This window comes from Pseudoalteromonas translucida KMM 520 (assembly GCF_001465295.1).
GTDB lineage: Bacteria > Pseudomonadota > Gammaproteobacteria > Enterobacterales > Alteromonadaceae > Pseudoalteromonas > Pseudoalteromonas translucida.
In genome coordinates this window covers 586,719-599,780 of sequence record NZ_CP011034.1, presented here as the reverse complement: position 1 = coordinate 599,780, position 13,062 = coordinate 586,719, and the positions used below count along the sequence as shown (strand labels likewise).

Below are 13,062 nucleotides of genomic sequence, written 5' to 3'. Positions count from 1 at the left end.
ATTATATATACCTAAGTATGACAATCAACTATTGGTCTATTATAATTATGACGCATAAGAATGAGGCAGAAGTAAGAAAAGGTCGGCACTGTGTTAGCGCATTACATGCACATTTAGTATTCGTGACAAAATACAGGCGCAAGGTGTTTAATGATGTAATTTTAAATCGGCTAGAGGCGATACTATTAGATGTGTGTAAAGATTTTGAAGTTGATTTAGTCGAATTTAACGGTGAGCAAGATCACGTTCATTTGTTAATTGAATACCCTCCTAAAGTACAATTAAGTAAATTAATTAATTCGCTTAAAGGTGTTAGCTCAAGACTAATGAGGAAAGAGTTTACAGAAATACACCGCTACTTATGGAACGGTGCGCTTTGGTCGCCTAGCTACTTTGCTGGATCTTGCGGTGGCGCGTCATTGGACGTATTAACAGCCTATATAGAACAACAAAATAGACCTAAGTAATGTTAATGCTACGTATTAAAGACTTACATCCCCAACATAAATTTATGACGGGGTTTTTCATCAGGAACAATAAAAACCTATCCCTATAAATTAAGCATAAAAAAAAGCGCAGTAAACTGCGCTAATCGGTTGGATTTAAAAATTAATGTTAGCCAACAAGTGCTAATAAAATACCTGCTGCAACTGCGCTGCCTAGGACTCCGGCAACATTTGGCCCCATTGCATGCATAAGTAAAAAGTTATGCGGATTGCTCTCAAGGCCTACTTTATTTACTACCCGCGCCGCCATGGGTACAGCCGATACTCCTGCAGCACCTATGAGTGGATTAATCGGCGTTTTAGATATTTTATTTAACCCTTTAGCCATGAACACGCCCGAGGCTGTACCTATAGCAAAAGCGAGTGCACCAAGTACTAAAATACCTATGGTCTCTAATGTTAAAAACTTATCGGCTGCAAGCTTTGAGCCCACAGCTAGGCCTAAAAATATGGTCGTAATATTTATAATTTCGTTTTGGGCACTGTTACTTAAGCGGTCAACAACACCCGACTCTCGCATTAAGTTACCTAAACAAAACATACCAACCAGAGGTATCGCCGCAGGTAAAAACATTGCTGTTAAACTAAGTACCATTAACGGAAAAATAATTTTCTCTTTTTTAGATACTTTGCGCAGCTCTGGCATTTTTATTTGACGCTCTTCAACCGTGGTTAATGCGCGCATGATTGGCGGCTGAATAATTGGCACTAATGCCATATACGAATAAGCAGCTACCGCAATTGCACCTAACAAGTCCGGGGCTAATTTAGAGGCTAAAAATATAGCGGTTGGGCCATCGGCTCCACCAATTATCGCAATTGCCGACGCATCTTGCAGGCTAAATTCAAAACCCGGTACATAGTTAAGTAAAATAGCGCCAAACAAAGTAGCAAAAATACCAAACTGTGCAGCCGCACCTAATAGCAACATACGAGGATTAGCAATTAGCGCACTAAAATCAGTTAACGCGCCTACTCCCATAAATATTAATAGTGGAAAAATACCCGTATCAATACCTACGTAATACACATAATGCAGTAACCCGCCGGGGTCGGATAAACCAGCCACTGGAATATTAGTTAATATTGCACCAAAGCCGATAGGTAATAATAATAGGGGTTCAAATTTTTTGGCTATTGCCAAAAACAATAATAAACAGCCTACCGCAATCATAATCAACGCTGGAAATGTAAAGTTAGCAATGCCTGTAGCATGCCAGAGGTTTAAAATACCATCCATCCTCTATTTACTCCTAAGCTAATGCAATCATAGCGTCGCCGGTAGTTACAGCATCGCCTTCACCAACTAACACTTCAGCAATTGTTCCTGTATGCGTAGCGCGTATTTCAGTTTCCATTTTCATGGCTTCCATAATAATCACTACATCACCTTCATTAACAACTTGCCCTGCTTTTACCTTTATCTTAAAAATATTACCGGCTAAAGGCGCGTTAAGTGTTTCGCCTGATGCAACCGAAGCAGACTGAGGAATGTGTTCTGAGTCTTTTAATGTAACTTCTTTAAGCTCGCCGCCTTGCGCTACTACAACGTCGTAAACTTTACCGTCTACTTTTACGCTGTACTGCTCAGCTTTAACGCTGTTATTATTTGAAGCTGATTTAGAGGGTACTTTATTGCTTTTATCTTCAATAGAAGGTACTGGCTCAAATGCATCTGGATTGTTACGGTTTTTAATAAATTTCAAACCAACCTGTGGGAATAATGCATACGTTAGTACGTCATCAATTTGCTCATCAGCAAGAGTTAAACCTTGCTCTTGTACTTCTTTTAATAACTCAGCCTCAAGCGTTGCAAGCTCAGGTGCAATATTATCTGCAGGACGACACGTAATTACCTCGGCCCCATCAAGCACACGCTCTTGTAGTTCTTTATTCATTGGTGCTGGTGTTAGGCCATATTCACCTTTTAATACGCCAGCTGTTTCTTTCGTAATTGTTTTATAGCGCTCACCCGTTAGTACATTAAGTACCGCTTGAGTGCCTACAATTTGCGACGTTGGTGTAACAAGTGGTAAAAAGCCTAAATCTTCACGTACACGTGGGATCTCAAGTAAAACTTCATTAAGCTTATCTGCTGCGCCTTGCTCTTTAAGCTGGTTTTCCATGTTAGTTAACATGCCACCAGGTACTTGCGCGAGTAAAATACGACCATCAACCCCTTTTAAGCTACCTTCAAATGCCGCATATTTTTTACGTACATCTCTAAAGTAAGCAGCAATTTCTTCAAGGTGATTTAAATCAAGGTCAGTATCACGCTCAGTTCCTTCAACTATCGATACAATCGTTTCTGTTGCGGTGTGTCCGTAAGTCATACTCATAGATGAAATCGCGGTATCAAGCATATCAATGCCTGCATCAATCGCTTTTTGATAAGTAGCAGTACTTAACCCTGTTGTGGCGTGGCACTGCATTGCAATTGGAATAGATACAGTTTCTTTTAGTGCTTTAATTAGTTTTTCAGCATCGTACGGCTTTAATAAACCCGCCATATCTTTAATACAAATTGAATGACAGCCTAAATCTTCCAGCTGCTTAGCTAGCGTTAACCACATATCTAGCGTATGAACTGGGCTTACTGTATAAGAAATAGTCCCTTGGGCATGTGCGCCTACTTTTATAGCCGCTTTAATTGCCGTTTCAAGATTACGCACATCGTTCATTGCATCGAATATACGAAATACATCAACGCCATTTTTATGGGCGCGCTCTACAAATTTTTCTACCACATCGTCAGCATAATGGCGGTAACCTAATAAATTTTGACCGCGTAATAGCATTTGCTGTTTAGTATTTGGCATCGCTTTTTTTAGTGCGCGAATACGCTCCCAAGGATCTTCACCTAAATAACGAATACACGAATCAAACGTAGCCCCGCCCCACGACTCAATAGACCAATAACCTGCATCATCAAGCTTTTTTGCAATCGGTAGCATATCATCAAGGCGCATACGAGTTGCTAACAATGATTGATGCGCGTCACGTAGTACCAGTTCTGTTAATTTTAATTTAGCCATTTAAGTGCTCCTTTAATTATTGTTTGTTTTGTACTGAGCAATGGCAGCACTAATTGCGGCGATGTGCTCATTAGGCACACCTTGTGATTTAAAAGACGGTGTTCTGGCAGGTGTTGCAAGCTCAGGCTCTGCAAAGCGAGATACCAGCCTAGACATAACCGTAACGCAGGTAATTAATAATGACAGAAACACAAACACCCCCACCATACCGGTTAGCATTAAGTTGCTTGCTGTTGTAAGTAAAGCAGCGATATCCATTTTCCTCTCCTATAAAAACATACCGAAATCAAAATAAAAAATCGTTTTACGTAAATAATTATTCACCAAATAATAACAAAAAACAGTACTTTGTCTATAGCCTGTAAATTGGTAAAACCAATTTAAACAAAACTAACATGCTATTAATTAACTTAACACTACAAAAAGGACTAGATACACGCTATTACATAGACAATAAAAATAGTGAATATAAATAAAAGTTATATAGGAGACCTAAAATCCGTTAATAAAGCACTTAAAGTAAAGTGCTAACAATCACATTAATATGAAGCAATTTGACCAATGTCAATTGGTCATACCAAGTGAACTTGTTAATTATTCAATCATTTAAATAGCCACCGTTATTTTTATTACTTATATAGCTGTAAATAATCCCTATTAGTAAAGTTCACAAGCGCTACTAAACTTTACTTATCACTACACAAATAACGCAGTTGTTATTAAGCCCACTATGCTTGCAAATCAAGCGCTGCAATTAAATAGCCCCTAAACTCAGCTCACAAAGGTCAATATGCGTTAACTTCTCTTATAAAAAACTAACATCCATAGTCACTTATATCAGTATGAATAAATTACACAGCAAAGCGTAAAACTTACCATTGAGTGCGCGCCAAAAAAAACAAATAAAAACAAACCATTGATTTAAAAGCAAAAAAACAATGGCACGTAACTCGCATTATATTCATTGAGCAAATTTGATAAACCAAGGAGAATACAATGTTACGCTGGACAATCACTTTTTTAGTAATTGCTTTAATTGCTGCAGTGTTAGGTTTTGGTGGTATAGCAGGCGCCGCAGCGGGTATTGCAAAAATTATATTTTTTATATTTTTAGTACTTTTAGTTATATCTTTAGTATCGGGTGCCCTACGTGGCAAAAAGCCCTAGGTAACAAACTAAAGCTTTAAAACTAATTAAAAATCATTTAAATCAAAATTTACAAGGAATTACATTATGAATTCGACAACTTTAAGAGCAGCACTAATTGGCCTATTCGCAAGTTTATTTATTATGGGTTGTGAAGATAACCATGCAGAAGATGCTGGTGAACGTATTGACGAAGCAGTAACTGACGTGCAAAACAAAGTTGAAGATGCATGTGAAGAAGTAAAAGAAGGTGTAAATGCAGAAGAAACTAACTGTTAATTCTTCTAATTTATTAAAAAAACGGCTCTAAAATGAGCCGTTTTTTTATGCGTGTAATAAAATAACATCTAAACTTAAGATTGGATCAGATAAATAATAAACGCCAAAATCTTTATCTATTATACAGTTATTTATTATATAACTGCGCATTTACTGGTTAGCTTGTTAAAATGCCTATAATTATGTTTTAAGAACTCCTATATGACACTTACAACAACCTATACGCTTGATAAGCCTTATTTTTATGAGTGCTTTGACGAATCAGTTGCACATAGCAAGCGCGCGCAACCAAAATACTTTTTATTGGCACTATTAATAGCTCTCGGATTATTTGGGATTTATGGTTTAGACGATCATTACCTAGGATCTTTTCTGATCATGGTTGCGGTGCTTGAATGTATTGCCTTTTATTATCGCCGACCTTGGTGGGTTACTAGACAAATGCTAAGCAAAGCCTCGGGATCTGAGGTCACCCTTACCTTTGACGAAGAAGGGATTAAATCAAGCAACTTTTATAAAAATACCCAACTACTGTGGTCAGATATTAACGAAGTTATCACCACAGAGCGCGGCATGCTATTAAAAAACAAAAAAGGCATGCAGTATATATCCAAGCATATATTAACTGCCGAAATGCTTAATTTTATACACAAAAAAGCCACTCAGTGAGTGGCTTTTGGCAATAACTCAGTATGTAACTAAGTTATGTACATTGCTGATTAAGCATTGCCAGGTTCAGGGTTAGACTTTTCAGCTTGAATACGCATGTAAATCTCTTCACGATGCACTGAAACGTCTTTTGGTGCGTTAACACCGATTCGAACTTGATTCCCTTTTACACCTAGAACAGTAACGGTTACTTCGTCACCGATCATTAGGGTTTCACCTACTCTACGAGTTAGTATTAGCATTCTTTTGCTCCCTTGTTCCAATAAAATTATAAGATTCCGCTAAAACATTTTAATGAAAATTAGACTAAAAAGTAAGTAAAACCTATCAATCTATTCATTTTCTGTTAAAAATATCTTATGTAATGCACGAACAGCCAACTCTAGGTATTTTTCATCTATTAAAACCGATATTTTAATTTCTGATGTAGACACTAAAATAACGTTAATATTTTCTGCAGCTAATGCATCAAAAAATAAACTAGCAACACCCGAATGTGACTTCATACCCATACCAACAGCAGATACTTTAGCTACTGTTGTTAACCCAAAAATATTTTGTGCTGTTAACTGAGCTTGCTGCTCTGTTAAAACGTCTAATGCGTGTAAATAATCATTTGTGTGTACAGTAAAAGCATAGTCTACTTTGTCAACATTATGATTAACTTGATTAATCATATCTATTTCGATGCCGTTATCTGCAAAAAGTTTCAAAATCTTTGCAAGATATTGTGTACCACTCAGTACACCCTCTACATTTATCAAACATTCATCACGATTAAACGCAATACCCGAAACGACATTGCCAGGCATATCACTCTCCTCAAAACTAATCAATGTACCAGCATCAGGGTAAAAACTTGATAGCACCCTAAGTGGCACATTGTGTTTTCCTGCTGCTTCAACTGAACGAATATGCAATACTTTGGCCCCTAAACTCGCTAACTCTAGCATTTCAGCAAAGGTGACTTGGCTCATTCGTCGTGCATTAGGTTCAACACGAGGGTCTGTAGTATATACGCCGTTAACGTCGGTATAGATCTGACATTCGTCAGCTTTTATTGCTCCGGCAATTTCAACCGCCGAAGTATCGGTACCGCCACGCCCTAATGTAGTTACATTTCCTTCAATGTCACGGCCCTGAAAACCCGTAATAATTGCAATTCGGTTATGCTCAAGCTCATGTTTTAAACGCGTTGCTGCTACATCTGTAATACGGGCTTTACCAAACATATTATCGGTTAAAATATTAACCTGATCGGCTAATAAACTCACAGCAGAATGACCGCGCTTAATAATAGCCATAGCTAATAAAGCCACCGAAACCTGCTCGCCGGTGCTAAGTAATACGTCAAGTTCACGGCTACTTGGCCGAGTATCTATTTGTTTGGCGAGATTAATTAAGCGGTTGGTTTCTCCCGACATAGCCGAGAGCACCACAACCACTTGATGGCCTTGTTGTTTAGTTTTAACAACGAGGTCGGCAACCGCTTCAATTCGCTCTATTGAGCCAACCGAAGTGCCACCGAATTTTTGAACAATAAGTGCCACTTAAGCTTGTGTTTTCTCAGTAAACCAAGCTGTTACACTGTCTAATGCTGCAGTTAGGTTTTCTGGCTCAGAGCCACCTGCTTGTGCCATATCTGGGCGGCCGCCACCTTTACCACCTACTTGGCTGGCCATATGGTTAACTAGCTCACCAGCTTTAACTCTACCGGTTAAATCTTTAGTTACACCTGCAATTAAGCTCACTTTATCATCGCTTGCAACACCTAGTGCAATAACACCCGAGCCAATTTTGTTTTTAAGGTCGTCAACCATACCACGTAGCGCTTTTGACTCAGTGCCCTTAACGTTGGCTATTAATAGCTTAATACCGTTAATTTCTACTACTGAATCAAGTAATGATGCACCCGCAGCACTTGCTAGCTTATCGTTAAGTTGCGCAATTTGTTTTTCTAGCTGTTTTGACTTATCAAGCAACGCTGTTACTTTTTCAAGTACTGACGCGCTGTCGGCTTTAACAACAGCAGCTACATCGTTTAGCTTTTGCTCTTGCTCACTCACGTAGGCAATCGCGTCAGCACCGGTTACCGCTTCAATACGGCGAACACCCGCAGCAATACCGCTTTCAGATACTATTTTGAATAAACCAATATCACCTGCGCGTTCAACATGTGTACCACCACAAAGCTCAATAGAGTAGTCTCCAATAGTAACGACACGTACTTCGTCATCGTATTTTTCGCCAAATAACGCCATTGCACCTTTTGCTTTAGCGTCATCTATTGCCATAAGCTCGGTACTTAACGCAAAGTTACAACGAATTTCATCGTTTACTACACGTTCAATTTCGCGTAATTCATCTTTGGTAACAGCTTCAAAATGTGAAAAGTCAAAACGCAAACGCTCTGCTTGAACTAGCGAGCCTTTTTGACCTACATGTTCGCCTAATAATTGGCGCAGTGTTTCGTGTAATATATGCGTAGCAGTATGGTTTTTCTTGATGCGTTCACGGCGTGCGTCATCAATTGTTGCTTCTACTTTATCGTTAAGACCAATACGGCCTTGTACTATACCGTGGTGTGCAAATGCATTACCTAATTTAGTCGTGTTAGTTACTGTAAACTCGCCACCAGCAACGCTAATTACACCTGTATCACCAACTTGGCCGCCCGACTCTGCATAAAATGGCGTACGGTCTAGTATTACAATGCCTTTTTGGCCATCTTCTAGTAATGAAACCGACTCACTGCCGGTAAACACTTCAACCACAGTCGCACTATGGCTAGTGGTGGTGTAGCCTTTGTAAGTTGTTTGTTTGTCTGACTTTAATTGATCGTTGTAATCGGCACCAAATTTACCGGCCTGCTGCGCAGTTTTACGTTGCACCGCCATGCACTCTTCAAAGCCTTTATTATCAATCGTCATTTGACGCTCACGCGCCACATCTGCAGTTAAATCCGCAGGAAAGCCATAAGTATCGTAAAGTTTAAATACTAAGTCGCCAGGAATTACATCACCTTTAAGGTCGCTTAAGCTTTCTTCTAAAATAGCTAAACCACGCTCTAGTGTTTTACCAAACTGCTCTTCTTCAATGCGTAATACTTTTTCAATAATTTCTTGTTGCTTTGCAAGCTCTGGGTACGCTTGGCCCATTTGCTCAATAAGTGCAGCTACTAATTTATAGAAAAAGGCACCTTGCGCACCTAACTTATTACCATGGCGAACAGCGCGGCGAATAATACGACGTAGTACATAACCACGGCCTTCGTTAGATGGCATAACTCCATCAGAGATTAAAAATGCACACGAACGAATATGGTCCGCCACTACGCGTAGTGATTTGTCGTCCATGTCTTGTGCATTAGTAACACTCGCAGCAGCGGCAATTAAGCCTTTAAATAAGTCAATTTCATAGTTTGAATGCACACCTTGTAAAATAGCAGCAATACGCTCAAGCCCCATACCTGTATCGACCGATTGCTTAGGTAGTGGTAGCATAGTTCCGTCGTTTTGACGGTTGTACTGCATAAATACTAGGTTCCAAATTTCGATAAAGCGATCGCCATCTTCCTCAGGTGATCCAGGAGGACCGCCCCAAATATGATCGCCATGGTCGTAAAATATTTCAGAACACGGGCCACACGGACCGGTATCACCCATTGACCAAAAGTTATCTGCAGTGGCAATTCTAATAATACGATCTGCAGGTAAACCTATATCGTTAGACCAATAGTTAAACGCTTCTTCATCGTCATGGTAAATAGTAACTAACAGCTTTTCTTTAGGTAGCTTTACTTCCTCTGTTAAAAACTGCCACGCAAATTTAATCGCGTCTTGCTTAAAGTAATCACCAAAACTAAAGTTACCTAACATTTCAAAAAATGTATGGTGACGCGCAGTATAACCAACATTTTCTAAATCGTTATGCTTACCGCCAGCACGTACACAGCGCTGCGAGCTAGTCGCACGCGTATAAGGGCGGCTTTCTGCGCCTAAAAATACATCTTTAAATTGCACCATACCGGCATTGTTAAATAACAAAGTGGCATCGTTACCCGGTATAAGCGAGCTTGAAGGAACAACTTGATGTTGTTTGCTGGCAAAAAAGTCTAAAAACTGTTGTCTAATTTGTGCGGTAGTCATGTGCTGCATGTGAAAGTCTCACCCGTATTTACTGTGCTTGCATTGCAAAATCGATTTCATCGTAGCTAAAGCCTCTATACATTAGGTAGCGCACGCGCTTGGCCTTGTCTTTGTACTCGAGGTCTGCCGGTGTATTTGAATATTTTTTATTGTACGCATCCTGCGCCAGCTCAAACCAATCTACTTCAAGCTCTTCAATTACTTTTTCAAGTAATGAACGGTCAATCCCTTTGCCCATAGCTTCGCTTTGAATGCGCCTTAAGCCATGGCATTTAAATATGTGTTTTCTAACAAAGCCTTCACAGTAACGTTGCTCGTTTACAAAATTGTGCTTCTCGCACCAATCAAGCAAGGTTTCGATAAACTCATCTGTGGCTTCTTTTTTCTGCAATTTGAACGTTAATTCTCGGCGTGAATATTCTTGCCTTGATAACAACCAAAGTACATAGTTTTTTAATTTCTGCTTTAACTTATCATCCATTAAGCGTCAAAACGCCCACTAGATTCACTACTTAATGGCGTAATATTGCTATCGTCACTTGGTGGTACAACCGGCATAAAAATAGCTTGATAAGATACAAAAAAGCTAATGTAGCAAATAGGCATTAAAACCAACAAGGGTAAAAACGATAAAAACATCGAAAGCACAATAAATAACCCGCAAATAATAGCATAAACGCTTAGCGGTAAAATATTATAATAAAACACCATAAAGGAGTTTTTAAGAGCGCTAAAAATGCGCTGTTCTTTATTAAAGTAAACTAAAGGAACCGCGTAAGCGAATGCAGTTAAATAAACCGACAACGCTAATAAAAATAGCACCACGCTTGCCATAGAAATACTTTCTAACATTTGGCTAATTGCCATATTAGGATCTAAATCTGGCTGCGCCATAACCGCAATTGCATCGGCAAATAAACCGTTTGCTAATAATGCCATTAAAATACCCGCACCCATTTGGTACAAAGCCAAACGCAGTAAACCTAAACGATTACCTTTAGTGGTAATGGGCTTGAGAATATCAGCGAGCATAATTTTACCGCCCTGCTGCTTAGTAAGCACAGCCTGATAAAATCCTGCGGTTAAAAATGGCGTGGCTAAAGCCGCTACCACTTGTAATAGCGGTAAAAATAACGACAACAGGCCAACAATACCAATAAATAAATGCATAAAAATAAAAGTAAGTGGCTGGGTTTTAAAAATAAGCCAGCCTGCTTTAAACCACTTTAGGGCAGCATCGGCCTTAAAAACTCGTAATTGTGTAGACATAGTTACTCTTAATTTAAGGTTTTTTAATTTTTTTGATATCTAACATGTGCGCGCCATGTTTAATTTTGGTTTCTAAATACGCTTTATTACCCGCAACACCGGCTTTAATGTGTGCGTGCGTACCCACAACCGAATCAACCGTAATACCAGCATCTCTTAGTGCATTAAGCTTTTTAGGGTTATTGGTCATTAATTTAACATGGGGTAAATTAAGCGCATTTAGCATTAGTACCGCATCCGAAAAATCACGTAAATCATCGGCAAAACCTAAATGATTATTTGCCTCATAAGTGTTCATACCTTGCGACTGCAACACGTAAGCATCTATTTTATTATATAAACCAATGCCACGGCCTTCTTGGCGTAAATATAATAAGATACCACCTTGTTCGTGCATCATTTCAATACACTCATTTAACTGCTCACCGCAATCACAACGCGACGAGTAAAATACATCACCCGTTAAACACTCTGAATGCATACGAATAAGCGGCACATCTTGCTCTGTATCTGCGTTGTTAAACACCATAGCAATATGTTCTTTGCCATCTTTTAAATCAGTAAACGAGATAATTTCAGCGGGAATATCACTGTTCTTGCCAACATTAAGCTGAACTCTTGCTCTTACTTGCGCCACGACAAATCCAAATATTTAAATAACTACGACACGATAATGAAGTGATATTATCACAAAAGAATACAAAAAGATCGAAATCCAAGGGTATTTATTGCAATTATATGGCGACGAGAAGCTTAATTTTCAATGCATAATTACAATATATAATTCTCACTAAAGCCCTGCTGTTTACCTTTATTTACACCAATTCATGACTAATTATAAGTAAATTGTTAATGTGTTAAAAAGTATAATAATTATAATATGGAACATTATGAAACCACATAAACTCACCTTACTGCTTAGCCTTAACTTTTCAGTTATTACTGCATCGGCTTTTGCAAGCGAAGCTACAAATGCAAACACTGCATTTTCTCAAGCGTACCAAAATTACCTAAGCGCCGTAGATACCAACGAAAACATACAACAAGCCGCCAAACTAGCTTACTCTTTAGGTGCTAAAGTATATGGTGATAACGCAGATAACACCGCAAATTTAGCCATTAATTACGCTAAAGCTATCAGCGGATTTAACCAGGAAGACGAAGCTAAACGCTACGAACTGTATAAACAGGCGTACAATATTTTAGTTAACAATCATGGTGAAAGCTCAGTCGAGACAATAGACGCCTTGCTAGGTATGGCAAGTAATACTAAATCAGCACGTCAAGCCGATAGCCAATTGGAACGTATAGTTGATATAGCAAAGGAGCTTAAAAAACCAAGATTTGTAGCCGACATGCAATTTGCTGCAGCCTCTTTGTTAGTTAAAAAGTTTGTTCCTGAAAAGTACCGCTCTGCTAAACACTACGCCGAAGAAGCTGACGAGTATTACCAAGCAAACTTACCTGAAAACGCTGTAGAGCGTATTAAATCAGATTTTTTAATGGCCTCGTTTGATGAAGGTCGTAAAAAGTACGACGCAGCAATTACAAGGTTAAACCGCATAGTCACCGTATTTGATAATAACTTAAGCTACGATCACAGCGCCGAGCTAAGCGCTCACTCTAAGCTTATTGCACTATACGAAAAGCAAGGCGAAAGTGAGCAAGCAACTAAGCACTGCTTAGCTATTGCTAAAATGGTGCCTTGGGAAGAAAGCCAAGAACAAACCCCGCTTTATCGTGTTAACCCTGACTACCCTATGGGCAAAGCACGCCAAGGTAAAGATGGCAGTGTAGTTATGGAATTTGAAGTAGACACCGCAGGCTTTGTTAAAAACGTGAGTGTGCTTGATTCAAATGGCGGCGTAACGTTTGAGCACTCGGCAAAAAAAGCGGTAGAGCAATGGCGCTATGCTCCTAAATTTGAAGATGGCATACCTGTAACAGCAAAAACCCAAGTACAGCTCGACTTCAAAATTAACCGATAACTTAATAAATTATCTAATAAAT

The 13,062-nt window shown here is 39.1% G+C and carries 14 protein-coding genes; 5 read left to right on the top strand and 9 right to left on the bottom strand.

The window, feature by feature from the left end; all coding sequences use genetic code 11:
• Positions 1-47: 47 nt before the first annotated feature.
• Positions 48-467, top strand: coding sequence for an IS200/IS605 family transposase (gene tnpA, locus PTRA_RS02805; protein WP_069188182.1), 420 nt, complete (start codon positions 48-50; stop codon positions 465-467).
• Positions 468-615: 148 nt separating this feature from the next.
• On the opposite strand, the gene PTRA_RS02800 is transcribed toward tnpA, so the two are convergent.
• Genes PTRA_RS02800 through PTRA_RS02790 form a run of 3 tightly spaced genes read right to left on the bottom strand, consistent with a single transcriptional unit; the run spans position 616 to position 3,799 of the window.
• Positions 616-1,746 carry a sodium ion-translocating decarboxylase subunit beta gene (locus PTRA_RS02800; protein WP_058372604.1) on the bottom strand — a complete coding sequence of 377 codons (1,131 nt, stop codon included), beginning with the start codon at positions 1,744-1,746 and terminating at the stop codon, positions 616-618.
• Positions 1,747-1,759: 13 nt separating this feature from the next.
• Positions 1,760-3,541, bottom strand: a complete 1,782-nt coding sequence (oadA, locus tag PTRA_RS02795) for a sodium-extruding oxaloacetate decarboxylase subunit alpha (protein ID WP_058372603.1) — start codon at positions 3,539-3,541, stop codon at positions 1,760-1,762.
• A gap of 12 nt (positions 3,542-3,553) precedes the next feature.
• Entirely contained in the window at positions 3,554-3,799 is a 246-nt protein-coding gene (locus PTRA_RS02790) for an OadG family protein (RefSeq protein WP_058372602.1), read from the bottom strand.
• Positions 3,800-4,537: 738 nt separating this feature from the next.
• Between PTRA_RS02790 and PTRA_RS18810 the strand changes: the two genes are divergently transcribed.
• From PTRA_RS18810 to PTRA_RS02780, 3 genes are all read left to right on the top strand, one after another.
• Positions 4,538-4,708, top strand: a complete 171-nt coding sequence (locus PTRA_RS18810; RefSeq protein WP_069188181.1) for a DUF1328 domain-containing protein — start codon at positions 4,538-4,540, stop codon at positions 4,706-4,708.
• Between the two features lie 66 nt (positions 4,709-4,774).
• Positions 4,775-4,966, top strand: a complete 192-nt coding sequence (locus PTRA_RS02785) for a hypothetical protein (protein ID WP_011327238.1) — start codon at positions 4,775-4,777, stop codon at positions 4,964-4,966.
• 201 nt (positions 4,967-5,167) lie between these two features.
• Positions 5,168-5,635, top strand: a complete 468-nt coding sequence (locus PTRA_RS02780; RefSeq protein WP_058372601.1) for a YcxB family protein — start codon at positions 5,168-5,170, stop codon at positions 5,633-5,635.
• Positions 5,636-5,685: 50 nt separating this feature from the next.
• Here PTRA_RS02780 and csrA read toward each other — a convergent pair whose 3' ends face one another.
• The 6 genes from csrA to PTRA_RS02750 form a co-directional block, all read right to left on the bottom strand.
• Positions 5,686-5,877 carry a carbon storage regulator CsrA gene (gene csrA, locus PTRA_RS02775; RefSeq protein WP_011327236.1) on the bottom strand — a complete coding sequence of 64 codons (192 nt, stop codon included), beginning with the start codon at positions 5,875-5,877 and terminating at the stop codon, positions 5,686-5,688.
• A 90-nt stretch (positions 5,878-5,967) separates the two neighbouring features.
• Entirely contained in the window at positions 5,968-7,185 is a 1,218-nt protein-coding gene (locus PTRA_RS02770; RefSeq protein ID WP_058372600.1) for an aspartate kinase, read from the bottom strand.
• A complete protein-coding gene (gene alaS / locus PTRA_RS02765) occupies positions 7,186-9,792 on the bottom strand; it encodes an alanine--tRNA ligase (protein ID WP_058372599.1) in 2,607 nt (868 codons plus the stop codon). It lies immediately after the preceding gene.
• A gap of 19 nt (positions 9,793-9,811) precedes the next feature.
• Positions 9,812-10,264 carry a regulatory protein RecX gene (locus PTRA_RS02760; protein WP_011327233.1) on the bottom strand — a complete coding sequence of 151 codons (453 nt, stop codon included), beginning with the start codon at positions 10,262-10,264 and terminating at the stop codon, positions 9,812-9,814.
• Positions 10,264-11,052 (bottom strand): BPSS1780 family membrane protein, encoded by a 789-nt coding sequence (locus PTRA_RS02755; RefSeq protein ID WP_058372598.1) that lies wholly within the window; start codon positions 11,050-11,052, stop codon positions 10,264-10,266. Before PTRA_RS02755 ends, PTRA_RS02760 begins: the two co-directional genes overlap by 1 nt.
• A 13-nt stretch (positions 11,053-11,065) precedes the next feature.
• A complete protein-coding gene (locus PTRA_RS02750) occupies positions 11,066-11,689 on the bottom strand; it encodes a GTP cyclohydrolase II (protein WP_011327231.1) in 624 nt (207 codons plus the stop codon).
• A 253-nt stretch (positions 11,690-11,942) separates the two neighbouring features.
• Between PTRA_RS02750 and PTRA_RS02745 the strand changes: the two genes are divergently transcribed.
• Positions 11,943-13,040 carry an energy transducer TonB gene (locus PTRA_RS02745; RefSeq protein WP_058372597.1) on the top strand — a complete coding sequence of 366 codons (1,098 nt, stop codon included), beginning with the start codon at positions 11,943-11,945 and terminating at the stop codon, positions 13,038-13,040.
• The last annotated feature ends 22 nt before the right edge of the window (positions 13,041-13,062 follow it).

Coding starts and splice junctions, on each gene's coding strand:
- tnpA (WP_069188182.1), top strand. CDS start 48: ATGACGCATAAGAATGAGGCAGAAGTAAGAAAAGGTCGGCACTGTGTT.
- PTRA_RS02800 (WP_058372604.1), bottom strand. CDS start 1,746: ATGGATGGTATTTTAAACCTCTGGCATGCTACAGGCATTGCTAACTTT.
- oadA (WP_058372603.1), bottom strand. CDS start 3,541: ATGGCTAAATTAAAATTAACAGAACTGGTACTACGTGACGCGCATCAA.
- PTRA_RS02790 (WP_058372602.1), bottom strand. CDS start 3,799: ATGGATATCGCTGCTTTACTTACAACAGCAAGCAACTTAATGCTAACC.
- PTRA_RS18810 (WP_069188181.1), top strand. CDS start 4,538: ATGTTACGCTGGACAATCACTTTTTTAGTAATTGCTTTAATTGCTGCA.
- PTRA_RS02785 (WP_011327238.1), top strand. CDS start 4,775: ATGAATTCGACAACTTTAAGAGCAGCACTAATTGGCCTATTCGCAAGT.
- PTRA_RS02780 (WP_058372601.1), top strand. CDS start 5,168: ATGACACTTACAACAACCTATACGCTTGATAAGCCTTATTTTTATGAG.
- csrA (WP_011327236.1), bottom strand. CDS start 5,877: ATGCTAATACTAACTCGTAGAGTAGGTGAAACCCTAATGATCGGTGAC.
- alaS (WP_058372599.1), bottom strand. CDS start 9,792: ATGCAGCACATGACTACCGCACAAATTAGACAACAGTTTTTAGACTTT.
- PTRA_RS02760 (WP_011327233.1), bottom strand. CDS start 10,264: ATGGATGATAAGTTAAAGCAGAAATTAAAAAACTATGTACTTTGGTTG.
- PTRA_RS02755 (WP_058372598.1), bottom strand. CDS start 11,052: ATGTCTACACAATTACGAGTTTTTAAGGCCGATGCTGCCCTAAAGTGG.
- PTRA_RS02745 (WP_058372597.1), top strand. CDS start 11,943: ATGAAACCACATAAACTCACCTTACTGCTTAGCCTTAACTTTTCAGTT.